This is a genomic window from Ellagibacter isourolithinifaciens (assembly GCF_008831035.1).
Classification (GTDB): Bacteria; Actinomycetota; Coriobacteriia; order Coriobacteriales; family Eggerthellaceae; genus Ellagibacter; species Ellagibacter isourolithinifaciens.
Genome location: NZ_WAJR01000008.1, coordinates 19,865 through 44,954, shown reverse-complemented (window position 1 = coordinate 44,954; position 25,090 = coordinate 19,865). Strand labels below are relative to the sequence as shown.

Here is a 25,090-nt window from a genome sequence, read left to right as displayed (position 1 = left end):
CGTTTTCTCCTCGCAGGCGCTAGGATGGCTTTCAGAAAAAATGGCAGTCTGGAAACGAGACATAGCAGATTCAGCATCGAGGGCAGGCGAACCGCTTTCCGCCGCCGCAGGATCTCACGCGAAGCCCGAGGAGCGCCCCGAGAGGCGCACCCCGCAGGCACCGAGCGCGAGGCCCGCTGTGACGAAAAGCGCGATCGCGGCATACGCCCTCTCCTTCGTCGTGCCCTTTTTCGTGATTCTCTTCGCGTTCGCATCGAACAACATCTACCCCTTCGGGGACGTCTCGGTCATGATGTACGACATGCCCGTCCAGTACGCGCAGTTCTTCGGATGGCTCTCCAACGTGATCAACGGCGACGCGTCGCTGCTGTACTCCGCCGACGCGGGCATGGGGTGCGGAACCTACGCGCAATATACCTATTACCTGTCGAGTCCCTTAAACGCGCTCGTCGCCTTCTGCGACCCTTCGCAGGTGCCCTACTTCTTCAGTTTCCTCTCCCTCGTGAAGATTCCGCTTGCCGCCGTGACCTGCCTCGTTTTCCTGCGCGGTCGCTTTGTCGCGGCAGGTGCCAAGGGGTCTTGCGCAACGCAGGTGCTTGCGGTGGTCGGCGCGATCGCCTACTCACTCACCTCGTATGTCACCGGGTATTCGAGCAACATCATGTGGATCGACGGCGTGATTATGGCGCCGCTCGCCTGCCTGGGCGTGTACCGCCTGGTGCGCGGACGCGGATGCGCGGCCCTGTTCGCGTCGTGCGCGTGCGCCATCCTCTTCAATTGGTACACGGGCTACATGGTGTGCTTCTTCACCATCTTCTACTTCTTCTATGAGTACGCACGCCTTCGCATCGAGGAGAGCGAGCGCGCCTGCGACGAGGGCGAACTTAGGCTCGGAAACGAACGCAAGTGCGCGGACGACGCGGGCAAGCGCAACGGAGGCAGCGCAAACGAGCCCGCGCGCATTGCCCCCAAGAACCGAAAGCTCGCAGGCCACCCCCTCATCCACCTGGGCCTACGCTATGCTGCGACGATGATTCTTGCCGTGGGAGCCTCTGCGGTAATCCTCTTCCCCACGCTGATTGCGCTTTTGGGCGGCAAGGGTTCAGGCGCTGGTCTGGCGGCGCTTGCGGGGACCATCTTCTCGCTCAACCCCTTCGACTACGCGAACTTCTTCGCCATCGGCACGCGGCCGGGCATCATCGTCGCGAACGCGACCCCTGCGATCGTGATTTCAGCTCTTGTACTCGTAGGCGTCGCCGTCTTCTTCGCAGACGCTCGCAGGTCCCGCGCCCTGCGCATAGCGGGTGCCGTCATTATGGGCATTCCTGCCTCGTCGCTCGTCCTCATCCAGCTGAACACGATCTGGCTCGGATTCGTGCCCGAGTCGTCCTACACGGGCCGCATGGCGTTTCTGCTGCTGCTCACGATGGTGGCGCTTGCCTTCGAGGGCATCGCCTTCTGCCTGGACAATAAAAACGAGGCGCTCGTCGTCGCCGGAAATCCGAAGAACCGCCCCGTGCGTCACACATCGCTGCGCGCCGTGGTGAAGGGCGGCGCGGCAGCGTTTCTCATCTTCGGGTGTGCCACCTTCAACGTGTGGTACCGAACGCTCTCGATTCGCCCGAGTGCCGCGAACGCCGTGCTCGAACTGGTACTGATTACGGGATTCACCGCCTTCCTTGCGCTCATGGTGCGCCAGGGCCTGCGGGTTCCCGCCGAAGGGAACGCCCGCGAGAAGCGCGAGACGGGGCGCAAGATTCTTGCCCGAGCGGGAATCGCCTGCCTGGTCGTCCTGTTCGCCTTCGAACAGTGCTACGGCACGGCGGCTCAATACGCCGCATGCGACTTAAGCGCGAGCGAATACTCGAACCGCATCGCCGAGCTCGAGGAATACTACGAGGACTACCCCACCGACAACGGCTTCGCGCGCACGGGGCAAACGTGCGTGTACTATGGGTCGTCGAAGTACAACGGACCTGATTGCACGGGGCTCGTGCTCAGTGGGCCGGGCTCGTTCGATCTGTACTCGTCCACCCAGGAAAACAGCGTGCAGAACCTGCTCATGCGCCTCGGCTACTCGAAGAAGACGCCGTTCGGAACCGCGTACCAGTCGCCCAACACGGCGGCAGATGCGCTCCTTTCGGTGACCAACGTCATTGCTGAGGAGCAGCCACCCGAAACCGAGCTCGTCGCCGACCATGCTCAAAAGCTCTACGGGTCGTATCGCGATTGGAAGACGACCTCGTCGATGCCTCTCGGCTACGGCATTGCGGCCACAGCCGAGGAGACGGAATTGGCGAATAAGGCGGACTACTCGGGTTCTGCGACCGATGCGACCGACGACGAGCCCACCGACGCATGGAGTGCCAACCCCTTCAACAACCAGATAGCCATGTACGCGTCCGCCACGGGCGCCGACGCAAGCGGCCTCTACCATAAGGCGACCGCCGTCGACGCGGAGAGCACGAGCACAACCCAGCGCGACTTCACCGTCACCACCACGAGCGCAGGGCCGCTTTTCCTGTACTTCCCGAGCATCTACCTGCTCGACATCGAAGAGGCCGGTATCTCCTGCTATGCCCAGGTCAACGGCAACACCGTCGAGCACGTCGGCGGGCGCGGGTCATGCAACGTGGTCTACGCGGGCACGTTCGACGCAGGCGAGACCGTCACGGTGTCGATTGTCCCGACGGCCATGAAGCAGACGACCGTGAACAAACACGGGCAAATCGTCGACGTTCAGCAGGCGGTCTTCGACGCACCGACCGAGGCAGCCATCAAGGCGGAGACGCTCGATATCGACGAGATGAAGACGCTGCTCGGAAAGCTTGATTCCGCCGGCTTCTCGTTGAAATCGTTCTCGAACGGCCAGGTGAGCGCCTCCTTCGACGCCCAACGCGACGAGACGCTCCTCGTTTCCATCCCCTATGAGAAGGGCTGGAGCGCCACTGTGAACGGACGCAAGGTACCGGTCCACGAGCTCTACGGCGGACTTTTGGGCATCGACGTCACCGCGGGCACCAACGACATCGAACTCCACTATATGACGCCCGGCCTCATACCGAGCGCGATTATCAGCATCGCGAGCGTCGCTGTGTTCTGCGCATGGCGCGCCTTCGAGAACCGTCGCCATCGCACGCGCGCGACCAGCGGAAAGAGAGCAGCGCAATGACCAACCCTTACAGCTTGAGCTTCGTCGTCCCCTGTTATAACGAGGTCGACAACATCCGCCTGTTCAAGCGCCGCGCCTTCGAGTGCTTCGACGCGGAGGGCATTTCGCTTGAGATCGTGTTCGTAAACGATGGCAGCCAGGACGGCACCTTCGAGCTGCTGCGCGAGGTTGTGGGCGAGACCGACCCTTCTCATCCCATGCAGGCCGTGCAGTTCTCCCGCAACTTCGGCAAGGAGGCAGCACTGTATGCGGGCATGGAAGCGGCACGCGGCGAGTGCATCTGCCTCATCGATGCCGACCTGCAGCAAACGCCCGAGGACGCGCTGCGCATGTACAAACTGCTTATGGACAAGCCCGAGTACGATATCGTCGCGGCCTGCCAGGTCGAGCGCAAGGAAAGCGTCGTGTTAAAGCTGTTCAAGCACTCGTTCTACAAGACCTTCAACGGTATCTGCACCGACATCGAGATCCCCGCGAACGTGAGCGATTTCCGCGTGTTCCGCCGCACCGTGGCCGACGCCCTGCTCTCTCTGCCCGAAGGTCAGCGCTTCAGCAAGGGACTTTTCGCATGGGTCGGATTCAAGACGCTCGAAGTCCCCTACGAGCCGGACGCGCGCGCCAACGGGGAGAGCAAATGGTCGGTGAAGTCGTTGTTTCACTATGCAGCGAACGGCATTTTAGGCTTCACGACCTGGCCTTTGAAGGTCGCCGTCTGGATCGGGCTCGTCGCCTCGCTCGGAGGGTTCGTCTATCTTCTGTGGATCATCTTCGAATACGCGCTGCGGGGCACCGACGTGCCGGGCTTCCCGACGCTCGCGTGCCTGATTCTGCTGTTCGGCGGCCTGCAGCTCACCGTGCTTGGCGTGATCGGCGAGTATCTCTCGCGCAGCTACATCGAGGGAAAGCACCGCCCGCTCTACATCGCGAAGGAGCACCTCACGAACGAGGGGCGCGGAGAGAACGAAAAGTAGAGCAAATGCAGCCGGCAAGCAACGAGGTTTGCTGGCATTGCGAGGTCGCTGTCGCGCGTCGACAGGGGCGCATCGAGCATTCGGTCACCTCGCGCACTCGCGAAGCGCGTCCACGGGAGTGTTCCTTTCTCGAAATCGGCTCGCCGTGGACAAAAAATGGCGATATGTGAGGAGTTGCACATATCAAACTTATCTTTAAAGAATCTGAACTGGGAAAATGTCGAGGAACGGATGCCGAGATGCCCAAAAGCGTCGATTCGGACTCACATATCGGACGCTTTTTAATATGAGCAGGACATTGTCAAGAGGCAAAGTCGGGCCTGGCCCAATATTCTGGGTCAGGCCCTTTCTCTATCTCAACCCTCCTGCGGCGACCTCGGCGTGTCTTTCCGACGCTCGTCTTTGCAGTTTAATATCCGCCCGTGGCGCACCTCTGCGCTGGGCAATCCGTTGCTACGGCTGGGGCTGCCTCGTCGAAACGACAGTCTGTGCACGCGGGTGGCGCCTGCGGCGCTCGCAAAAAAAGAGACTGGGGTTCGCCCCAACGGCCTCGGATTCGGCCGAAGGATGGGATGGATCGCGCTATGCCGGCGCGGCCTTCCCTAAGGCTAGCCGTTCTCGACCATGCGGCCTATCGCCCAGCACCAGCATGCGAGCTCGCGGGCGGTCGCGACGTTGGCCTTGTTCTTGTGGACGCCGCGCTCGAGCATCGCGGCCCGCCTGCCGACGAGCCTTCTCACGCCCTTGGCGGCATGGCGCCTCGCGCCGGGGTCCGGCGCTTGGCCTTTGGCCAGGTCTTTCGAATGGGGAGAGCATCCCAGGTAGTGCCACGCCGACTCGACGAGCACGCGCCTCAGATGCTTGTTGCCCGCCTTCGTGATGCCGCCCTGCCGCACGCTCTCGCCGCTGGAGTGCTCCGACGGCGTCAGCCCGATCCACGCCGCGAACGACCTGGCGTTCTTGAACCTGGAGAACTCGCCGGCCTCGAAGACCAGGTCTGCGGCGCTCGTCACGTCGATTCCCTTGAGGCACCTGACGGAGTCGACCCTCTTCTTCCACCTGGGCTTGGACGCCTCGGCCTCGACCAGCCTCTCGAGGCGGGCCTTGTCCTCCATCGCCTGCCTGGCGGCGTCGATGTAGTAGGCGAGCACTTCGTCGTCGGCCTTATCGGGAAACGATATCGACCTTATCCAGGCCCAGTGGGCGGCGGTCCAGTTCTTCTTCCTCTGCCCCTTGGCGTTCGTCTCGCTGAAGACGAGCCCGTGCCGCAGCAGGAACTTCGACAGCCGCTGCTTGCAGCGCTTCAGGTCCTCGCGCGCGTCGTCGAGGGCCCGGGTCAGGTCGCGCGCCGCCTCGCACTCGTCGTCGGGCACCCACACCTCCACGACGTTGCCGACCGACAGCATGCGCGCCAGGAACTCCGCGTCGTTGCGGTCGTTCTTCCTCCGCCTGTCGGCGCTGGGCTTGATCATCTTGGACACCGCGCCGACGACGCAGTCGATTCCCATCGAGGACAGCCTCTTCTGCAGGTCGAACCCGGTGACGCCCGACTCGTAGACGCATTTGGCGGACGGGTCGACGGACGACACCCAGCCCGCGACCTCGGCGGCGTCGTAGCCGAAGGTGGCCGAGCGGACCTCGCCGGTCATCGCGTCGAGGGCGACGGCCTTTATCGAGCGCGCGTGCACGTCGAGGCCGACGAAGGTGGTAGTATTCAACATGAGAGAGCCCCTTTCCATGCTTGTGGCGTGGCCGCCACCGGTTCGAATCAGACACTCACCATTGTCGGCCTAATCCACGGGATTGCATGCAGCAGGGGCTCTCAATGTTTTTATGTCCTGCTCATATCGTCTGTCCACGACTTTGCCCTTGAGCTCATTTGCTCTTCGGGGCAAAGGCGGGGCGCTCGTAGTCGAAGCCGATGATCGGAAAACAGAGGGCGCATCGAGCATTCGGTCGCCTCGCGCGCCGTCAAGAAAGCACTCGCGTGACCTTAAAGTTTCCCGTCGCGCATCGCTTTTAGCTTGGCGAGAGTGTCGGCGGGAATGCGATCGCCGAGCGTTCGCTTCTCGGCCACCTTCGGCGACTCGTCGAGGCGCGCCTGATCGTAGTATTCCCCCACTTCATAGCTGAATCCGTTCGCGCTCATGCGGTCGACGCCGCCTCCGAAGACGGTGTCTTGGATGGTGGCGTCGCTTGTGACCACGAGCGTTTCGACCATGCGCTCGCGGGCGTCGTGAGCGAGCTTCTCGATAACCTTGTCGGCGGACTGGCCAGCTGGGCTAAACATGATGCGCACGCCGCCGATGGTTTGCGTTTCTCCTGTTGAAAACTCGTTTTTCGCACCGTCGAACACGATGATGGCACGCCAATCGCGCCCGGCGAAGTTCACGACGTCATTGATTAGCCGCTCGCGGGCGGTGTTGAACGCGTCGTCGGTATAGTCGGGCCCGAACGCCGTCGTTTTGTAGCGCTCACCCGAGCGAAGCACATTGTACCCATCGACGATGAGCAGCTTGTTTCGTTTCCTTGCCATTTTCGAATGCGCGACCTATTGCTGCTGACGGAGCCACTCGTACATGAAGACAGTGGACGCCTGCGCTACGTTGAGCGAGGACACCTTCCCCATCTGGGGAAGCTTCACCGCGAAGTCGCAGTTTTCGAGCACGAGGCTCGACACGCCCTCGCCTTCCGAGCCCATGACGAGCGCAATCTTGCCCTTGAGGTTCGACTTCCACGCCACTTCTTGCGCATGCTCGCTCGCCGCGCAGACCCAGAAGCCCTCTTTTTTCAGGCGCTCGATTGTCTGGGAGAGGTTCGCGACCTGCGTCACGTTGATGTGGGAAATCGCGCCGGCCGAGCTTTTGTACGTCGCCGCCGTTACGTGCGCCGCGCGCTTGTTGGGGATGACGATGCCGGCAGCCCCAACCGACTCGGCGGAGCGGGCGATGGCGCCCAGGTTGCCCGCGTCGGTGATGTGGTCGAGGATGACGACGAGCGCCGAGCCGCCGTTTTCGGCAGCCTGCGCGTTCGCAGTCTCCACGATAGTCGTGACATTCACGTAGTTGAAGGGCTTGGTTTCCGCCATAACGCCCTGGTGACTGCCGCGTTCGGAGAGCTTCTCGAGACGCGCGCGCGGCACCGTTTCCACAGGCACGTTGCGCTTCTTCGCCTTGCGCAGCACGTCCTCAATGAGCGGATCGCGCTTCACATTGTCGGCAAGAAGAACGCGCTTACACGGAATCTCAGTGCGCAGCGCTTCGATGACGGGGCGTTTGCCCTCGATGAAATCAGCCATGGTGTTCGCTTTCGTGAGTGATTGACGCCGCACGAGGCGGCGAATTCGTCTAGCGAGCAAGTGTACCACGAACCGTCCAAGAGCATACGCCTTTTCGCCGCCGGATAAATTCGAGACAGATTCGCGGCAGTTTAGCCCTAAGACTCGCTTTCGCCATTTTCCCTCAGCCTGAAATAAAGATTCTCGCCAAGGGCACGCGTCGTCTTGAGCTTATACGCTTCATCGGCGGGCATGGGCTGAAGCCCCAACTCGCGTTGCAGCTTCAAGATAAGCAGAACCTTTTTCGTGGCAGTGGAACTGATACCTGTACACGAAACCGAAGCATGCCCCAACTGGACGCTCTTATCGTGCAAGTAAAGCAACTTATCGACGCTTATCTTGGAGAGTTCGAGTAGCTCATCAGTTGTCACCTCCTCTTCTGTCAGCAAGAATTTCAATAAAGTCATCTCTCGAATGAGGCGACAGAACTCGTCAAGCGTAGCTGAAGGATTCTTGAGCCGTAGAAGGAGGCCCTTGAATTCTTCATCGGCAGAGTCGATTCGCTCTTGCAACGTTGGTGAACCGCTCATATTCGACACCTTTCATCGAAAAAGGGGTTCTTGCACTCATCACCAAGAACCCCCTACGGAAATCACTCTGCGCCCATGCGGGTAACTATGCGCGCAGAACTTCCAAGCCCAAGCTTTCCGCCAGCTGAACGAGCTGATCTTCGAAATCGCCGTAAATCAGCGGAACATGGTTGCCGCAGTCCATTTGATACTTCCAGAACGTATGCACGTCTTTGACCTCGAAAAATACGCCCTCGGAGCAGTTGACCGAACCGTAACCCAAGCCGCCAACAATCGTACCCTTGGCAATGAGAATCTTCTTGCAAGTTGGATCGACGCGGCACATCGTGACAACTTGACCCTCATCAGCTGCAAAGTCGTAGCGAATCGTAGCCCCCCAACCACTATGGGTGAAAGGACCGATCGCATAAGGACGAACCGGCGCGTCGTAAGACGTCCACCGACGATTCGGAACCGAGTGGAAGGTCAAGACCAGATTGTCGACATTCTCGAGCTTCGCAAGCTGACGAGCCGTCTCCTCTTTGTCAAAGAACGGCATCTTTGGGAACGGAATGTGCTTGCCGTCTTTTTGACGCGGAATCGCATAGGTATTGCCCATGTACGACGGTCGACGACCGATAGATTGCAACATAACCATCGAGATAAGCGCAGCCAAGTCGTATTCGCAGGCAGAGGGAATACCTTCCTCGTTATTCAGCGCATGATTCAGGCACATCGTAACCTGCTGTTCGTTCATGCGCCGCGTCGAGCAAATGTCACCGCATGGGGCGGCATAGCAATTGCAGTCATTCGCCTCCATGAACTTATGGATGGCGTAACGCATCTCGACGGATTTTTTCACCGCTTCCTCGCTCATGCGCACTTCCTGCGCGTTATCGATGAGCTCGCGAGTCTGCCGCTCGATTTCCTTAGCGTCTTCCTCGGTAAAGTTGAGACCCTTACGACCCGGCGTGCAATGGTTGCCCATCGGATCGCCATAGCTCGTTTGGTCGAGAAGCTCGTGTGCGCTGATTGTACGCTGACGAGCCCCGAATACTTCGTCCATGGTCTTGTCAGGATCTATGATGCTGTCAGAAGAGCTAACCGACACGGACGAATTGTTGCGGATAGCGCACAGGATACGCGTGTTCTTCAAAGCCTTCTTGGCTCGCAGAACAACCATGTAATCCTCGGCTGCCTCCCAGGTCTCAAACGGAATGTACTCGATACCGCGCGCTCGATGCTGGGCGCAGGAGTTGGCGGTATAGCAGCATGCCTGCACCATTGCCCACGGCTTGTCCGTCAGTCGTGCGACCTCGTAATTTAGCAGGAATACGCGACCCAGCTCGACCGAAAAATACAAGTCGACCTCAACACCCGGAGTAGCATCGGTGATGATCTTCCGAACTTCCTCGTCCTTGATGTACCAGTCCTCGGTTCCGTGGATGCGGATAGGCGGAAGCAGATTCACGACATCCTCGTGCATATGCGCTTTAAGCTGCGTATACCAATCCTGGAACTTCTCCTCGTTTATCATTTCGTCGAACGGCTTGGTTAGCGCGTCTCCCTTGCCAAAACGGCATGGACCCTCGAAAACATATTCGTGAACGAACTCTATGGAGACAGGTTGAACGTTGAGTCTGATTTCCTCTAGCTTCTTGATTGCCATGGGAGCCTCCTTCACTTCGGATACCGGGAAGAGCGATGGTCTTCCCCCTCTTGCCGAAGAGTATAGAAAGAGCCGAAACCCCACATCAGGTGCACATTGCACACAGCATCATGCCCGAATGGCTGCGAAATGCTATAACAGCCCGTTTTAAACCTTAGGCGAAAGTCCTTTGCGCTTACCTCACGAAAGCATATGCCTGCGCACCTCGAAGACCAGCATGAGGCTCAACCGTTGCTCGAAAGTCTCGGTTTGCGCACCGAACAACTCCTCGATCCGTTCGAGACGTTTCGGCACGTTATTGCGATGCATGTTGCACAGTTCGGCCACGCGCGTGGCTTTTCGATCGTTTTCCAGATAACATTCGAGAAACTTATAATAGTCTGTCCCGTTTTGGACATCATAGCGGTTCATCTCGTCGATTACCCTAAACGCTCTCGACGATGCGAGCATGCCCCCGTCCACAAGCAGCTGGTTTGCAAGATAGGAGTACAAAAAGAAAGAATCAAACGAAACGAGCGGAGACTCGCACGCCGAAACCGTTCCCATCGTCAGCTCTCGACTATGCATCTCGTATGCCATCCGAGCCTGTTCGTACGCGATTGGCAAATCAGCCAGGCTTCCCATGACCGCGCTGCAAGATCCATGGCGACCATACGACTGCGCAACCTGAGATAGCCTCTGCTTGATATTCTTTCGTCTCCGGGGGCAGCCCTCGCGGCACAGCCCTTTACAAGCACTATCTCGGCAATTGGAGCAAAGCACCAAAAGACAATTGTCCAGTTTCACCGTAATAGCAGGAACGGAGCGCTCGGAGATTTCGGCCACGAAGCGCCAGACGGGTATGTCGCGAACGTTTTCAAGCCCAAAATAGAACAGGCAATAAGGACCCACGTAAAGAATGTCGACAAATCGTGCGCGCTCTTTGATTTCACGTTCGGTCGTGATAACGCCGTGACTTAAATCCCTGATGAAAGTGCATATTGCCTCACTCGCAGTCGTGAACCCTTCGTATTCCCGACGAACATAATGCGCTATCCGAGATACGACCAGGCGATAGACATCCTTCAGATAGCCGCACGGCTCCATGACGTTGCATATCATAACCACAATAACCGAAAAGGATCCAGTAGTTTTAAAGCAATAGAGTATCGAAGGGAAACGCGATATCTTGCGTTCCGTGTTCACGATGAGACCTTCGCTCTCGGACCATAACTTAAATCTTTTATCTAACCTGAATTGCTCGATAGTATCTTCACTGTGATAGCCCAGTTTAACGAGGCGATTCGTTATCGGATCGTCCAAATCGGAATCGTCGCTGTGCGCAAGCAGCTTCATGGCGGGGTCGACGATGTCGATATGGTTCGGTATAAACGCAGATGCGAGATCAAGGAGGGTCTGCAGGCCCTCCTCACGCAAAAGAGAGCTGTCCATATCACGTTCCCATCTTCTATAGCGCAACGAGATATCCTGCAAAAGGGAAAATATATCGCCAAAGGGCTCCTGCGTGTCCACGACACCTATTGCTCCACGAACATCATCTGCGACATCACCGACGTAGACCACGGCATACTCAGCACCATAGCTCTGAACTAAGTCCTCATCACAAGTTACGTAGAGGACGGACTTATCGTGGCACCGATTGCTCAATATTTGGACATCGAGGAACCAGCGATCGCAGCTTTGATTGAAATGATTAGAGACTTTTGCCTCGCTTAATTCACGAGAAATGATTCTGCAAGAGATGCCGCTTACGCTCAACCGCGAGGATCTGACCATAGAGTTTACTCCTCCCTAGATGCGCTCTTGGTCGCAAGAGGCAGCAGCCTTCGCGCAGGGGCAGCGCAAATCATGCCTCTACCGCATTCGATGAACTCACTGTCTTCGATTGCCTTGCGCGTCAACAACTTCGAGAGCGCTCTCAAACGACCTAGCTACCCCATCGCACGCCCAAAGCCACGAGAGCAATGCTAATGCAAGTATACCATCGTGGCAAGGACGGCATACCCAATCCCAGGGAAGGTGAGGTTATGCGGGTGAGGTTTCACCTGCGTTCGCCAAGAGACCCGTGAGGCGCTCGTTCCCTTGAATCCCCCCCCTACAGCGCTGTGCCTTTCGTGGGAACCGAGAGCGCGCTCATGTCGACGCCTTCCAGCTTGAGGAGCGCGGTCTTGCGCTCGATGCCGCCCGCATATCCCGTCAAGCTGCGGCTTGCCCCCACCACGCGATGACAAGGCAAGATAATCGACACCGGATTGTGCCCCACGGCTCCGCCGACGGCTCGCGCCGAGCGCTTCTTGCCCGTGTCGGCCTCGATTGCCTTCGCGATATCACCGTAGGTGACGAGCTCGCCGTAGGGGATTTCCGCAAGTTTCGCCCATACGAGCTGGCGAAACTCCGATCCGCGGGGCGCACAGGGGGGAATCTTGCCCGGGTCGCGGCCCTCGAAGTACGCGTCGAGCCACGCACGCGCTTGCGCAAGCACCGGATCGTCAGGCTTTTCCTGCGCGGTGGGCGAAAGTGTCGCCGCGTCGTATTTCTGACCCTTGAACCACAGGCCGATGAGCGCCTCGCCATTGCTTGCAAGCTCGATATCGCCCAAAGGCGACGCATACGTGCAGGTGAAATCCATGGGTCCTTCTTTCTTTTGTTGGTTTGCGCGCCTCGCCGTTGTTGTTGCGCGCTTCGTCGCAACCGTCACGCTCACGGGCAGCGCGTCAGCAGTCTTTTCCGCAGCGGCCGCGTCCGCCGTGTTCGCCAGGGGCGACTCCGCACGCGCCTTCCTCTTTCCTTTCCCCTTTTCTGTCTTCGGGGTGGACTTCTTGGGTTTCTCGTGTGGCACCGACCACATCGACATCACGGCATACGACCGCCAGGGGCGCCAGGGCTGCGACAGTTTCTCCAGCTCACGCGGCTTCATGTCGGGAAGCGCAAGTTTCACGCCATAGTCGGTGGGAAGGAACGCATCGGGATAATCGTAGGCGCGCATGAGCACGTACTGCACCGTCCAGTCGCCGATGCCGCGGATGCTGCCGAGGCGTGCGGCCTCCGCCACGAGGTCGGCGCCAGGATGCAGCGTGAGTTCGCCTGCTTCCATGGCGCGCGCAATGGCGCAAATGGCATTCGCGCGTTGAGCGATGACGCCGACCTCGCCAAGGCGAGCAGGCGCATCGTCCGCGCAAAAAGCTTGTGGCAAGGGAAATGCGCAGGTCAATTCAGGTATCGGCCCCTTCGTCTGCGTGCCGAACTCGCGAGCCACGCGTCCCGCGAGCGTGCTTGCCGCCTTCACGGTGATTTGCTGCCCTAAGATAGCGCGGGTCGCCATCTCGAAGCCATCGAAGGCGCACGGCACGCGGATGCCGGGGATGCGGTACGTCTCACCTGCGTGTTCGTAAAAATCAGCGAGCCCCTGCTCGACCGCCCCAGGCACGCAATCGGTATCGAACAGGCGACGCGTACGGGCAAGCACCGAGGGAATGTCGCCAAAAAGCTCGGGCGATATGGTGACGGCAAGGCGGCGATGCGAGGGGTCGTTCTCCACCTTGACCCACCCAGCGCGCTCGCCATCGGAGGCGCGAACGATGCGCCAATACGCACCGTCGAGCACCGCCTCGACGCCCTCGATAGCGCGCATCTGCAGGAAACCGAGCAGCAAATCAAAGCGATACGGCTCGCGATAGTCGACATGCAGAACGATAGGCGCCGCCTCCGTTTTCGCAGATGCCGAGTCTTGCGCGCTTTTGCGGAATCGCGTCGGCTGCATGCCATAGCTGTTGACGAACGCGTCGTTGAAGCGGCGGACCGAGGCAAACCCACTTGCGTAGGCTATGCGCGTTATGGAAAGTTCCGTGTCTGTGAGCAGGCTTTTTGCAAGAAGCAAGCGACACGTTTCGCGATACTGCGCAGGTGACACGCCGTGAGTTTGCTCAAACAAGCGGCGCAGATGGCGCTCCGACATGCCTTGCTCCGCGGCAATCCGAGCGATGGGAGCATCCCCGGGCCGCTCCCGCATGCTTGCAGCGGCGCTTGCAACCGCATGGTCGATGTCGGGCGCAATCGGAGTTCCCGGCGCAAGCTCGGGGCGGCATTTCATACAAGGCCGATACCCCGCCGCTTCCGCCTCGGCAGCAGTTTTGAAGAACGTGCAGTTTTCGCGCTTGGGAATCTTCGCCCAGCATACGCCCACGCGACAGTAAATTCCCGTCGAGGAAACGCCGACGAAAAGCAAGCCGTCAAAATGGGGATCGCCCGACAAAAGGGCCTGATAGCAGACATCCTGGCTGGGAAGAGTGTTTCCCGCGAACAGACCGTAATCGACTTCGCCTTTAACGATTTTGCCCTCGCCAGCTTTTCCCATGCTGCCGCTGGCCTTTTCCTTGTCGTCCATATGCTCGCCCGCCGAACCTTCCATCTGCGACTCTTTCTTACGCAGGCAATGAAACCACAACGCGGTCGCCAAAACCAGCCATTTTCGGACATGAAGACCCGATAAAGACCGCACTCCCAACCCGATATTTTCGCCAATGCCGCCTTGTTTTCTGCCACGGGACTGAGCACGGAGCTCAAGCCGCAATCGGACGACAGATAATCGGGATGCCGACGCCCCGTTCAACGATAGGCTATCAGCTTACCGCCCTTCGCTCTGACGGTGATGATTTTGAAGCGATCAGACACAAAGCTTCATTACCGACCCTAAGAAATAACTGTCGAAGAGGAATAGGTAACGCTCAAACGCAAGAGGGACCCAGCTCAGCGAGAATGAACTGGATCCCTCTCTATTTGCACCAGGCGGAATAACCTAAGCGCGACCATTCCATCTGATGCTCTACCGTTGCCGCCAAAGTCGACTTAGTGGCGCTTCTGCCTGCTCGCAATGCCCCGCCTCGCTCGTGGTGCCTCCGCTTGCTCGCAATGTTCCTGCTCCCTCACGGCACCTTACCAGCGGCGCCCCGCTTGCTAGTGGCGCTTCTGCTTCTTCTCGAAGTTGCGGCGCTCGCCGAAGGAGCGCACGTCGTTCATGTTGGAGGGGCGCTTCTTGTTGCGCTTGGAAGCGGTCGCTGCGGCGCCCTTGTTGCCCGACGGCTTGCTCGTGCGATGCGACTCGCCGCGCTTGCCCTTCGAGTCGCCGCGCTTGCCGCCCTCGCCGCGCCTGCCGCCCTCGTTGCGCTTGTCGCCGCGCGAGCCGCCGCGTCCGCCCCGGCCCTCGAACTCATCGCGCCCGCCGCGGCCGCGCTTGCTATCGCCGAACTTCGCCGCACGACGCTCAGCACGGTTGGCGAACTCGCCAGCCCCGCGTCCATCGCGCTTGCGACCAGCGCTGTTGCGGCTCGAGCCACCGCGACCCTTGTTCTTGCGATTCAGCAGGTCGGGATCGAGGTCGTACGTCTCGAGTCCCATGAAGGGAATGTCGCGATCGATGAGCTTCTCGATGTCAACCAGAAGGCGGCGCTGGTTGGGGCTCACGAACGAAATGGCATAGCCGTGCTCGCCCGCGCGGCCCGTACGGCCGATGCGGTGCACGTAGTCTTCGGGGCAATCGGGAAGATCGAGGTTGATGACGTAGTCGACGCTCGGCACATCGATTCCGCGAGCAAGCACATCGGTCGCAACGAGGATGTTCGCCTTGCCGCGGCGGAACTTGTCGAGCGCACGGCGACGCGCACCCACCGACTTGTCGGAATGAATAGATTCCGCCTGATAGCCGTCGTCGTTCAGCGCCTTCGCGAAATCCTCGGCGCGGTTGCGCGTGCGGGCAAACACAATCACGCGCTCGTGGCCCTTCTCCTCGAGCACTGCGCGAAGGAGCTCGGGCTTCTTGTCCTGCTTGATCGGCATCATGTACTGGTCGACGGTCTTGGCCGTCTCGCCCTTGTGCGCGATTTCCACCACGGCGGGGTTCTTGAGCAGGTTGCCAAGGTTCTTCTGGATGGACTCGTCGATTGTCGCCGAGAAGAGGAGCGTCTGGCGCTCGTCGGGCGTGGCCTCGACGATGGTGGTCACATCGGGAAGAAAGCCCATGTCAAGCATGCGGTCAGCCTCGTCAAGCACGAGCGTCTGCACGCCAGAGAGGTCGACGACCTCGCGCTTCATGAGGTCGTTCAGACGGCCGGGCGTCGCAATGAGCACATCGGTGCCGCGGCGGATCTCCTTGATTTGCGGGCCGTAGGGCGCACCGCCGAAGACAGTCGTCACGAACTGCCCCGTGCAACGCGCGATCTTCATGGCCGTGAAAGCAATCTGCTGTGCAAGCTCGCGCGTAGGCGAAACCACGAGCAGGCGCGGCGGACGGTTGTGGCTGCGGTCGCGCGGCATGCGGGAGAGGACGGGAAGCAGGAAGGCTGCCGTCTTGCCGGTGCCCGTGCTCGCGGCGGCAATGAGGTCGCGGCCGGTCAAAACGATGGGAATAGCCTGCTCCTGAACGGGCGTGGGCTCATCGTAGCCCAGGCGTGCAACCGCATCGAGGGCGTTATCGGACAGGCCAAGGCTGGCAAAGTTTTCCATGTAAGACTCTTTTCTTCAGTTGCCACGTTCCATCGCCCCTTGCGATGCGAATCCGTGGGCGCACCCGCTCCCAGCGGCGTGCATTTGCGCTTGAGGCGAGCCGCTTTCCAATTCATAGGCGGTAAAAACGCGCAGCTCAAAGCCGTCGCGGATATGCGCAAATAAGAAAAGAGAAAGATTTTCGCTTGAAGCGACTGTCCATTATGCCGCTTCATTCCGCCATCCGCGCGCATCGGCACGGGAAATCCACACCGCGGGGGCTATTTCCTGCGCCAAATGCTGAAGATGAGCCAGATCGACAAAACGAGCGAACCGAAATACCCGAAGAACGACAGCATCGGCACGCCGAGGAAGCGCGGCTCCATCGCGGTTCCCGCCATCAGGCTCGAGCCCACGAACAGACCCGCGATCACCATCGCAATCGCCACGCGGTTGATCATGCGCGAAAGATGCGCAAGCGGCGCCTCGGAGCCGAGCACTTCCATGTTCATCTTCAGCTGGCCGCGCGTGAGCATCTTGAGCGCCTCGCCGGAATACGACGCCGCGTCGAGCGTGCCGCGGCCCGACGAGTATATCGCGCGCGCAAGGTCCTCAAGCGCGTCGCGAATCTCTTCGCGCGTGCCTTTCTTGCCCTTGATGTGGGCATTTATGATTGCGACGATATTCTGGTTGGGAATATAGGGCGCCACCGTGCCCTCGATGGTCACAATGCCACGCGACACGCTCGTAACCGACGCGGGCAACATCACGTTGCACGAGCGCGTGAGCTGCATGATGTCGCTCAGGAACTGGCCCACGTCGATCTCGGCCACATCGCACGAGCCGTAATCTTCGAGCAGCAGGTCGAGGTCGGCGAGAAAGCGCGCGTGATCGATGGCCGCGTTGTCCTTTTTCGCCGCGAACCGCATGAGCGCATCCTTGAGCGCGCCCGGGTCCTTAAGCCCCACAGCCTCGATGATGTCGCCGAACCCGGCGCGGTCGCGTGCCGACAGGCGGCCCATGTTCCCCAAATCGATGTAGACGATCCGCCCATCGCGAATAATCACGTTGCCCGGATGAGGGTCGGCGTGGAAGAACCCGTGGTCGAGAATCTGCGTCGCGTAGTTGTCGAGCATCTTCGACCCGATTTCCTCCAGGTCGTACCCGTTGGCCACCAACCGGTCCGCGTCGCCGACGGGAATGCCGTCAACGTATTCCATGACCAGGACGAATTCGCTGCACAGGTCGGTATAGACTTTCGGACACGCAACGAAGGCGCAGTCGCGGTTGAGCTCGGCGAACTCGGCGAGGTTCGCCGCCTCGCGCCGGAAGTCGGTCTCCTCCAAAAACGTCGCCCACATCTCCTCGACCACAGCTCGTAAGTCGAGCATCTGCTCGCCCTTCATGTACCTCGAGGCGCGACGGGCGAGCGTGCGCATGATGTCGATGTCGAGCGCCATCGTGGCTTTCACGCCGGGACGTTGAATCTTGATGGCAACCGACTCTCCCGAGGTCAAGACCGCACGGTGCACTTGGGCAAGCGATGCACTGCCAAGCGGCTTCGAGTCGATTTCGGCGAAGATTTCCTTGCGGCGACCACCGAATTCCTTGTCGAGCGCCGCGAGCATCTCATCGAACGGCAGAGGGTCGCATTCCGTTTGGAGCTTGGTGAGTTCCTCGCAAAACACTTTGGGGAGGATTTCCGATCGCGTCGAAAGCGTTTGCCCGATCTTCACGAAGCTCGGGCCCAAGTCCTCAAGCATCGCGCGAAACTCTTCGGGCGTGAAGCCCTCGAGAGCGCGATGCTTGCCGACGATGCCGATAATCTCGCGCATGCGGCGGCGACGGGACTTGGAATTGAGCCCGAAACGACCCTCGGGGTCGGCGTCGGCCCCGGGAGCGAAAAAGTGCCTGAGCAGTGTGTTGTTTTCGGCCATGAGGAAACCGTGGCGGCGCGGCGCTAGGCCGTGGGGGCGCCTTCGCCCTCGGGGGCCTCGCCTGCGTCAGCGGCGGGTTCCGCGACAACCTCACCTGCGACGACTTCCGCAGCCGGCGCCTCGGCAGAAGCGGCGTCCCGCTGAGCGTTCAGAGCCGCAGCCTCGTCGAGCACGGAACGCGCGCTGTTGGCGACCGCCTCCACCGCAGTGCCCACCGCGGCGACTGCCGTCGCACACGCGGTTTTCGCTTCGGCAATGGGGTTCGACTCCGCAGCCGTGCCCGAAGTCGAAGCGGCGTTCGCGGCCTTCAGCTTCTCAGCAGCCGCCTCGGCATCCTTCGCGTTGGCAGTATCTGCCATTTCGCGCACGATGTTGGCGAACTCGACGCGCTCGTCGGGCGACATCATGGACATGCGCGCCTCGATGGTATCGCGGCGAATGGATGATTCGAGGTTCGATGCGCGGTGTTTGAGCTCGGTGTTGATCTGCTTGCCTTGCTCAACCGTCATCTCTCCGCGAGCAACCAGCTGATCGACCAGCTCTTTTCCCTTTTCGGCGCCAATGGCAACCGCACCGATACCTGCCAGAAAAATACCCTTGAAACCGTCTCCGAGTGTAGCCATGGTGGCCTCCTTGTCCCTCAGATGGACGTGCCGCGCGGCGACACGCGCTACTTATTCATAATGCCGCATTTGGGGAGAAAGGGCAAACCCAGGAGGAAAAACGTTGCCAGGGCGTAAAAAGCCCGAACCACAACGACGGCAGGAGGCGTACGACGGAATTTCGTGTATCTGGAATACACGATTTTGCTGAAAAACGTGTACTTTGAATACACGAAATTCTATAATAACCTGTATTCCAAGTACACATTTTTAATGCGAGGCATTATGAGCATTATGAGAAGAGCCATCGAAACAACCATCGAAACCTGGGCAGCGAAAGATTTCAGCCGCCCGCTGTTGATCCGCGGCGCTCGCCGCGTTGGCAAAACGCATGTCGCTGAAACCGTCGGCAGGCGAATTGCCGGCGACGCCTTCGTAAAACTCGACTTCCAAACCGATCTCAGGCTCATCGAGCCCCTGTTCGACGGCCCGACCGACGACGTCGACGACATCATGGCGCGCATCGCCGACTACAAACGCATGCCCATAGAAAAAGAATCCGCCTTCATCCTTCTCGACGAGGTTCAATTGTGCGAACGCGCTTTGAACTCCCTGCGATTCTTCTCTGGTTCGGGTTGGCGCATCTGTGCGACAGGAAGCCAGCTCGGCGTTGCAACACGCAAGCGCAGGCTCCCCTTCCCCAGCGGAGTCCGCCAAGAAACCATGCATCCCATGACGTTCGAAGAGTTTCTCTGGGCGCTTGGCGAAGAACACATGGCAGAGGCGATTAGAACCCACGCGCAAACGCTTGAACCATATGCATCCCATCACCTTGCAACGCGTTATTTCCGCCTTTACCAGGCAATCGGAGGAATGCCGGCGGCAGTTTCCGCATATCTGCAGCAGCAATCGATTGATGACGCGCGCATCGAGCAGCGCGAAATTGACCAAACGTACACTGCCGACATGACCGACCCCGACAATGGCATCAGCGGCATAGCGGCGCGCAAAGTGTGGAAGTCGATTCCGGCGCAGCTCATGCGTTCGTCCACGAAGAAGTTCAAATATTCGGAAGTTGAACGGGGCGGGCGGCGCGCGAAATTGATGGAGCCTCTTGAATGGCTCGAAGGAGCAGGAGTTATCTCCTTAAACGAAATGACCGAATGCGTTGCCGCCCCGCTGATCCCGTTCGACGAAGAGGAAGGCAGCTTTTTCAAAGTCTATCTAGCGGACACGGGACTTATGTTCTACAAGCTTGGGATAAACCCTCGGCTTTGGCTCGAAGCGGAAGAGCTCGGCGCTGCGGTTGCCTCTTCCGATTTCAGGGGCGCATTGGCGGAAAACTCCACAGCGCAGGCCTTCTCGTCCAACGACCTTCAAACGTTCTATTGGACGCCGCCGAGCTCTTGGAAGGCAACGGGCGAGCTGGACTTTCTCCTCCAAACCGACCGCATGGAAGTAATCCCCGTGGAAGTCAAGTCCGCGCGAAACGTCCGGGCGAAAACGCTGGCCTCGTTCATGGAGAAAGCGCATTCCCCCTACGCATACATTCTTTCGGGGAATGACTTTTCGCGCAGCAAAACCGAGTCCGGAAACAAGCTGCGGCATCTGCCCCTCTACGCCGCCTACTGCCTCGACGTCGGATTTTTGCGCAGCGAGCTTTAACGCGGCCGCGCGGAACCAGCACTCTATGCGCGATTCGAAGCGCATTGCAAAACGGAGTCGCAGGGAGCGCTGCGTCCTCAACCATCACTGGGATGTCGCGTACCGCATTGTAGTTCGCCGTATCAGTTGGGGTGAAAACAACATAGAAGACGCGATTTCCTGGTGTGCCGGAGAACATGTCGCTCATGTCGGTTTCAACAGCGCACGTTGGCTTTTCAATGCTTCAAGATTTTGCCCGATTCCCGCCAACGAGGGTTTTCAAGATGTCTCGGCGCGGCGATACCGCGTACTCCTCCCCGCCCCCTCGCGTTGGATAAGACCCTTGTCGTCCAGGTGGGAGAGAATTCTGATTGCCATGGTCTGGGAAACGCCAAGCGACTGTTCGATATCGCTGCGCTTCACGACGGGATTGCTCTCGAACAGCCGGTACGCCCTCTTCTCGGAGCCCGTCAGCCCGTTAAGCTCGGGGCGGTCGACGGCGGCGTAGTTCAGATTGGGCAAGGTGACTTTGAAGGCGTTGGGCGTCGTTTGGATGACCGGCTGCTTCCCGGTGCCGTCGTAGCATTCGTAAATCTTTGGGATGCCCGTCCCGTACGCCTCGATGAGCTTCAGGCGGTAGAAAACCTCCGCCAACCGCTTGTTCCGCGGGATGGAAATACCGAGGGCGATATCATCCGCCGAAACGCCTTTCACCAACCCCCCGAGCGTGACGAACTCGATTCTGTCGTCGAAGATGCTGATGAGGGCGGGCCCGCTTAGCGCGTAGTCCCTGTGGACGATGGCGTTCAGCAGCGCCTCGCGGATGGCTTCCTCGGGATAGTCCGGCATGTCGATCCGCTTCAGCCCCTTGAACTCAGAGCGAAGCCGGTTGAACCGGTTGATGTACTCGTACGCGCCGTCCAGCTGCTTCAGCACGGATCCGCTCAGCTCGCATCGATCGCGGAACACCGACTTCTTCCTCCCTTGGAACACAGCGAGCTTTACTGCATGCGGGCATTGGTCGGACAAGAGGAGCGCCAAGTTGGTGTGCACGCCATCCTCGGTGACAAGGCCGAGCGTACGCCGCTTTCCTTCCCCAAACGTCAGCCCCGCCTCAGCGAACGCCGTCTCCGCTTCGCTGAAAGAGAGGCTCTGCTCGAGCGATCGGGCGCTCTCGTAGCTTCCCCCATCCGTTTCCCTGATCATCTGCAGTATTGCCGCCTCAGAAGCGGGCACGGAGGACGGGCCCTGGCGAACGTAGACGCCTGCCGGACGGATGCCCTTGTCTGCAAGATAGTACGGGCAGGAAGTTCCTTTTTGAACCTCGATGGCGATGATGGTTTTGTTCTCTACTTCCCGCGCGCTGCACGACACGTGCATCGTCACGTCGGGCTTGATGGCGTCGCGAAGCGCGTTTTGCGCGCGAAGGATGGTCTTGTCGACATCGTCGACGCCTACGACCCTTCCCGAATCATCGACGCCGACGAAGACGGTACCCCCATCCGTGTTCGCGAAGGCGACGACGGTCTTCTTGATGTCGTCGACGTACGTTTCCTTGAACTCGGTCGACTGATCTTCTCTTCTCATCTTCTCATCCCCCTTCTTTATCTAACACTATTCTATTACATTCTAACCAATCTAACACTATTCTAATCATTATTGCATCGATTTGTTTTTGGCGGCAGCACCAACGAGCAACTGATGACCATGCCGTTCAACCATGCCACGACTTCGTCAAAGCTGCGTTTCTCGCCGCACTCCTCGTTTAACCGACGGGGAAGGTCATGATTAAATTTCGTGTATCTGGAATACACGATTTTGTAGAAAAACGTGTATTCCAGATACACGATTTCTCGTTATTGGGCGTTCGAATCGGAGGCGAGCTGCGACACGAGCCTCTCCATACCAGCGCTCGAGGGCGCTTCGGAATTCCCATCACGTCCCTCGACAAGCGTCGCGCCGACAACCGCCACTAAGATGACGCCCGCGCCAACCCATCCGCCAATCGAGAGGAACTCGCCCAGAAGCGCCATGGAGAACAGCGCCGTGAACACCGGCTCGCCGGTGAGAAGGAGCGAAACCGTTGAAGAGGGAAGGCCCGTGAGCGCGACGTTTTGGAGCGCGAAGGTGACGCACGTGCTCAGAATCGCGAGGAAGACGATAACGCCCCAGGCCACAGGCTCGATCGTCGCAACATCGACGACGGGCTCGGCCGCAATCGCCGCAGCGAGCGACAGCACGAACGCCGCGAGGATCTGCGTCCCCGCGATCGTCGGGGCAGACAGCTTCTCGAGGCCCTTCTCCCCGAACACGAGCGAGCCGGCGATGGCCGCCGAGGAAAGCAGCGAGAGCGCCTCGCCCGCGCCGAACGAGAACGAGCCGCCGTTGCAGCACAGAAGGTACAGCCCGCCGACTACCGCCACCTGGAAGGGAATCATCGCGCGGGGGTAGCGCACGCGGCGTACGACCTGGGCAATGAGCGGGGCAAACACCACGGGAAGAGCCACGAGGAACCCCACGTTGGTCGCCGTCGTCACATCGAGCGCCAGGTTGCACGCGATGTAGCCGACCGCCAGGCACACAGCGGCGGGTGCCCAATCGGCAAGCTTGGCCCCGCGCAGCTCGCGCACCATGCGCGGGCCGAAGATAAGCGCGAACACGGCGAGCGCCAAACCAAAGCGCAGAACCATGCACCACAGCGGCGTCACGCTTTCGTAGGCGAACTTCGTGATGACGTTGCCGAGCCCGAAGATGACGGTTTGCACGATGACGCAAAGCACGAACGGGCTTCTGCTCCCCTGCTGCATTTTCATCGTCCCTACCCCATCTTTCCCGCTCGCGCGCAGCATGGCGCGCGGCCGTCGAATTCGAGTTCCACCGCAGAACGCAGCGCGACGTTATGTCGCCTGACGCGATGTCGATGGTAGGGTATGGATGCATCCAAGTAAAACTTGTATCTCTTTCGAATGATTCAAGATATACTTGTTTAACGAGTTCAAACCCCATTCTTAGGACGGCTGATGCGAAATCAGAAATACGAAGCGTTCCTGGAAGCGGCGCGAACGGGCAGTTTCAAGCAAGCCGCGAGCGAGCTTGGGTACACGCAGGCGGGTGTCAGCTACCTTGCGAACGCACTCGAAAAAGAGCTGGGAGTTCGTCTGTTCGTGCGCGAGCACGGCGGCGTCCGGCTCACCTCGGAAGGCACCGCGCTTCTCCCGTGGATTCAGGAAGTGTGCGCGAGCGAGCGCAGGCTCGAGGCGCATCTTGCGGACTTGAAGCAGCTAGAAGAAGGGTCGCTTCATATCGTCGCGTTCACGAGCACGCTCACGCAGTGGCTGCCGCAGATAACGAAGCGCTTCACCGAGGCGCACCCGCATATCGATCTGCGCATCACCTGCTACGATGACCAGGCTCAACTTGAGCACATCGTGGAAAGCGGGCAGGCGGATGTCGGGTTTGTGGCGCTGCCCGTGAAGCGCCCGCTCGAAATTGAGCTGCTCGTGCGCGACCCGCTTCTCGTTACCGTCGCCCCCGACAGCCCCTTCGCGTCGCGCAAACGCTTCCCCAAGAAGGCGCTTGCGAGCAAACCGTACATCAAGCTTGATTCGGGCGAGTATTCCGAGATGGACCGCCTATTCCGCGTGAACGGCGTTGAGCCGCGCGTGAAGTTTTCCATCGTGAGCGACTATGCCGCGATGGGGATGGTGGCAGCAGGGCTCGGATACAGCGTGCTTTCGGGGCTCGTGCTGCGAAACGCTCCGTTCGACCTGGTCGCGCTTCCCGCGGAAGTTCCCGCCTATCGGGAAATCGCGCTTGCGCAGAAATCGAGCGAGACGGCGTCGGGCGCTGCACGGGCCTTCATCAAGTGCACGAAAGACTGGATCCGCGAAGCCTACGAAAGCGAACCCGAGGCGCTGCTGCTTTAGGGGCATCAGTCCTACAATCCGTCGCAAGTCAGCATGGCGAATGAGCGCACGCCGCCCGTACTCGTTCGCCAAATGGGCGCACTCCGCCTCTCTGGCGCTACTTCCCCACCGCTATCGGAACAAGTTCGGAAAGCGAGGTAATCGCGTAGTCGGGGTGCTCTGCCAGGAGCTCCTCGCGAGCGAACATGCCCCAGAGTGCGGCGACCGTCACGCAGCCGGCGTCCCGTCCCGCCTGCAAATCGTAGGGGCTGTCGCCGATGTAGATGCATCCATCAGGCGAAACGCCGAAAAGCTCGCAGCCGTGCAGTACCGGCGCCGGGTCGGGCTTGTGCGCGGGGAACGTATCGGGCGCGACGAGGAAGTCGAAATACCCCTCAATCCCCGTGCTCTCCATGGCGCGGCGGGCGTTCCCGCTGCGCTTCGACGTGACGATGCCGAGCGGAAGCCCCGCCGCCGTAAGCTTCCCGAGCACCACCGTCGTGTCGGGGAACGACCTGATGAGCTGCGAGTGTACGCGGTCGTTGTGCTCGAGGTAGGTGTCGAAGAGCCTATCGTGCACCTCCTGGCTGCCGTCGGCCCAGTCCCACATCTGTACCGTGAGCGGCTGGCCGATTTTCGCGCGCAGCTCCTCGTCGGGAATGTCGCGCCCTAGCACCGTCTTCGTCGCGTAGCGAAACGACGCCAGGATGAGCGCCTCGGTATCGACCAGCGTGCCGTCCAAGTCGAACAAGACAGCTTTAACGGAAGAGGCCATGCAGTAGTCCAATCGATGAGGATACGAGATATTTGGAGGGAAAGATAAAAGAACCCCCAGGTCGAACCGTGAAATTCAACAGGTCTCCAAGG

17 protein-coding genes and 1 pseudogene are annotated in these 25,090 nt (G+C 59.7%); 5 read left to right on the top strand and 13 right to left on the bottom strand.

Going from position 1 to position 25,090, the window contains the following annotated elements; translation table 11 throughout:
• Positions 1–40 precede the first annotated feature (40 nt).
• Positions 41–3,172, top strand: a complete 3,132-nt coding sequence (locus F8C90_RS04745) for a YfhO family protein (RefSeq protein WP_158049311.1) — start codon at positions 41–43, stop codon at positions 3,170–3,172.
• Positions 3,169–4,143 (top strand): glycosyltransferase family 2 protein, encoded by a 975-nt coding sequence (locus F8C90_RS04740; RefSeq protein ID WP_158049310.1) that lies wholly within the window; start codon positions 3,169–3,171, stop codon positions 4,141–4,143. The genes F8C90_RS04745 and F8C90_RS04740 overlap by 4 nt, the downstream gene beginning before the upstream one ends.
• A gap of 608 nt (positions 4,144–4,751) precedes the next feature.
• On the opposite strand, the gene F8C90_RS04735 is transcribed toward F8C90_RS04740, so the two are convergent.
• The 10 genes from F8C90_RS04735 to F8C90_RS11115 form a co-directional block, all read right to left on the bottom strand.
• Complete coding sequence (locus tag F8C90_RS04735) at positions 4,752–5,864, bottom strand: IS110 family RNA-guided transposase (RefSeq protein ID WP_246155786.1); 1,113 nt, start codon at positions 5,862–5,864, stop codon at positions 4,752–4,754.
• A gap of 272 nt (positions 5,865–6,136) precedes the next feature.
• Positions 6,137–6,679 (bottom strand): NYN domain-containing protein, encoded by a 543-nt coding sequence (locus tag F8C90_RS04730; protein WP_158049308.1) that lies wholly within the window; start codon positions 6,677–6,679, stop codon positions 6,137–6,139.
• Positions 6,680–6,694: 15 nt separating this feature from the next.
• Positions 6,695–7,441 carry a 23S rRNA (guanosine(2251)-2'-O)-methyltransferase RlmB gene (gene rlmB / locus F8C90_RS04725; RefSeq protein WP_158049307.1) on the bottom strand — a complete coding sequence of 249 codons (747 nt, stop codon included), beginning with the start codon at positions 7,439–7,441 and terminating at the stop codon, positions 6,695–6,697.
• Between the two features lie 137 nt (positions 7,442–7,578).
• Entirely contained in the window at positions 7,579–8,010 is a 432-nt protein-coding gene (locus F8C90_RS04720) for a hypothetical protein (RefSeq protein WP_158049306.1), read from the bottom strand.
• Positions 8,011–8,095: 85 nt separating this feature from the next.
• On the bottom strand, positions 8,096–9,658 hold the full coding sequence (locus tag F8C90_RS04715) for a hypothetical protein (protein WP_158049305.1): 1,563 nt from the start codon (positions 9,656–9,658) through the stop codon (positions 8,096–8,098).
• Positions 9,659–9,838: 180 nt separating this feature from the next.
• Positions 9,839–11,434 (bottom strand): PucR family transcriptional regulator, encoded by a 1,596-nt coding sequence (locus F8C90_RS04710; protein ID WP_158049304.1) that lies wholly within the window; start codon positions 11,432–11,434, stop codon positions 9,839–9,841.
• Positions 11,435–11,753: 319 nt separating this feature from the next.
• On the bottom strand, positions 11,754–14,042 hold the full coding sequence (locus F8C90_RS11290; RefSeq protein ID WP_211361023.1) for a methylated-DNA--[protein]-cysteine S-methyltransferase: 2,289 nt from the start codon (positions 14,040–14,042) through the stop codon (positions 11,754–11,756).
• 569 nt (positions 14,043–14,611) lie between these two features.
• A complete protein-coding gene (locus F8C90_RS04700) occupies positions 14,612–16,156 on the bottom strand; it encodes a DEAD/DEAH box helicase (protein ID WP_158049302.1) in 1,545 nt (514 codons plus the stop codon).
• A 260-nt stretch (positions 16,157–16,416) separates the two neighbouring features.
• Positions 16,417–18,072, bottom strand: a complete 1,656-nt coding sequence (locus tag F8C90_RS04695) for an ABC1 kinase family protein (RefSeq protein WP_158049301.1) — start codon at positions 18,070–18,072, stop codon at positions 16,417–16,419.
• 23 nt (positions 18,073–18,095) lie between these two features.
• Positions 18,096–18,695, bottom strand: a complete 600-nt coding sequence (locus F8C90_RS11115) for a phasin family protein (protein ID WP_211361022.1) — start codon at positions 18,693–18,695, stop codon at positions 18,096–18,098.
• A gap of 252 nt (positions 18,696–18,947) precedes the next feature.
• Between F8C90_RS11115 and F8C90_RS11400 the strand changes: the two are divergent.
• Both F8C90_RS11400 and F8C90_RS11195 read left to right on the top strand, forming a co-directional pair.
• A pseudogene (locus F8C90_RS11400) lies at positions 18,948–19,367 on the top strand (AAA family ATPase); the annotation flags it as partial.
• 180 nt (positions 19,368–19,547) lie between these two features.
• Positions 19,548–20,339 carry a DUF4143 domain-containing protein gene (locus F8C90_RS11195; protein WP_246155784.1) on the top strand — a complete coding sequence of 264 codons (792 nt, stop codon included), beginning with the start codon at positions 19,548–19,550 and terminating at the stop codon, positions 20,337–20,339.
• 258 nt (positions 20,340–20,597) lie between these two features.
• Here F8C90_RS11195 and F8C90_RS04680 read toward each other — a convergent pair whose 3' ends face one another.
• Together F8C90_RS04680 and F8C90_RS04675 are read right to left on the bottom strand one after the other, a co-directional pair.
• Positions 20,598–21,905 carry an RNA-binding domain-containing protein gene (locus tag F8C90_RS04680; protein ID WP_158049299.1) on the bottom strand — a complete coding sequence of 436 codons (1,308 nt, stop codon included), beginning with the start codon at positions 21,903–21,905 and terminating at the stop codon, positions 20,598–20,600.
• A gap of 269 nt (positions 21,906–22,174) precedes the next feature.
• Entirely contained in the window at positions 22,175–23,125 is a 951-nt protein-coding gene (locus F8C90_RS04675) for a DMT family transporter (RefSeq protein WP_246155783.1), read from the bottom strand.
• A gap of 213 nt (positions 23,126–23,338) precedes the next feature.
• Between F8C90_RS04675 and F8C90_RS04670 the strand changes: the two genes are divergently transcribed.
• Positions 23,339–24,244, top strand: coding sequence for a LysR family transcriptional regulator (locus F8C90_RS04670; RefSeq protein ID WP_158049297.1), 906 nt, complete (start codon positions 23,339–23,341; stop codon positions 24,242–24,244).
• Between the two features lie 97 nt (positions 24,245–24,341).
• On the opposite strand, the gene F8C90_RS04665 is transcribed toward F8C90_RS04670, so the two are convergent.
• Positions 24,342–24,998, bottom strand: coding sequence for an HAD family hydrolase (locus tag F8C90_RS04665; RefSeq protein ID WP_158049296.1), 657 nt, complete (start codon positions 24,996–24,998; stop codon positions 24,342–24,344).
• Between the last annotated feature and the right edge of the window lie 92 nt (positions 24,999–25,090).

Excerpts from the sequence above, each read along its gene's own strand:
- F8C90_RS04745 (WP_158049311.1), top strand. The coding sequence starts at position 41 with ATGGCAGTCTGGAAACGAGACATAGCAGATTCAGCATCGAGGGCAGGC.
- F8C90_RS04740 (WP_158049310.1), top strand. The coding sequence starts at position 3,169 with ATGACCAACCCTTACAGCTTGAGCTTCGTCGTCCCCTGTTATAACGAG.
- F8C90_RS04735 (WP_246155786.1), bottom strand. The coding sequence starts at position 5,864 with ATGTTGAATACTACCACCTTCGTCGGCCTCGACGTGCACGCGCGCTCG.
- F8C90_RS04730 (WP_158049308.1), bottom strand. The coding sequence starts at position 6,679 with ATGGCAAGGAAACGAAACAAGCTGCTCATCGTCGATGGGTACAATGTG.
- rlmB (WP_158049307.1), bottom strand. The coding sequence starts at position 7,441 with ATGGCTGATTTCATCGAGGGCAAACGCCCCGTCATCGAAGCGCTGCGC.
- F8C90_RS04720 (WP_158049306.1), bottom strand. The coding sequence starts at position 8,010 with ATGAGCGGTTCACCAACGTTGCAAGAGCGAATCGACTCTGCCGATGAA.
- F8C90_RS04715 (WP_158049305.1), bottom strand. The coding sequence starts at position 9,658 with ATGGCAATCAAGAAGCTAGAGGAAATCAGACTCAACGTTCAACCTGTC.
- F8C90_RS04710 (WP_158049304.1), bottom strand. The coding sequence starts at position 11,434 with ATGGTCAGATCCTCGCGGTTGAGCGTAAGCGGCATCTCTTGCAGAATC.
- F8C90_RS11290 (WP_211361023.1), bottom strand. The coding sequence starts at position 14,042 with ATGGACGACAAGGAAAAGGCCAGCGGCAGCATGGGAAAAGCTGGCGAG.
- F8C90_RS04700 (WP_158049302.1), bottom strand. The coding sequence starts at position 16,156 with ATGGAAAACTTTGCCAGCCTTGGCCTGTCCGATAACGCCCTCGATGCG.
- F8C90_RS04695 (WP_158049301.1), bottom strand. The coding sequence starts at position 18,072 with ATGGCCGAAAACAACACACTGCTCAGGCACTTTTTCGCTCCCGGGGCC.
- F8C90_RS11115 (WP_211361022.1), bottom strand. The coding sequence starts at position 18,695 with ATGGCTACACTCGGAGACGGTTTCAAGGGTATTTTTCTGGCAGGTATC.
- F8C90_RS11195 (WP_246155784.1), top strand. The coding sequence starts at position 19,548 with ATGCCGGCGGCAGTTTCCGCATATCTGCAGCAGCAATCGATTGATGAC.
- F8C90_RS04680 (WP_158049299.1), bottom strand. The coding sequence starts at position 21,905 with ATGAGAAGAGAAGATCAGTCGACCGAGTTCAAGGAAACGTACGTCGAC.
- F8C90_RS04675 (WP_246155783.1), bottom strand. The coding sequence starts at position 23,125 with ATGCAGCAGGGGAGCAGAAGCCCGTTCGTGCTTTGCGTCATCGTGCAA.
- F8C90_RS04670 (WP_158049297.1), top strand. The coding sequence starts at position 23,339 with ATGCGAAATCAGAAATACGAAGCGTTCCTGGAAGCGGCGCGAACGGGC.
- F8C90_RS04665 (WP_158049296.1), bottom strand. The coding sequence starts at position 24,998 with ATGGCCTCTTCCGTTAAAGCTGTCTTGTTCGACTTGGACGGCACGCTG.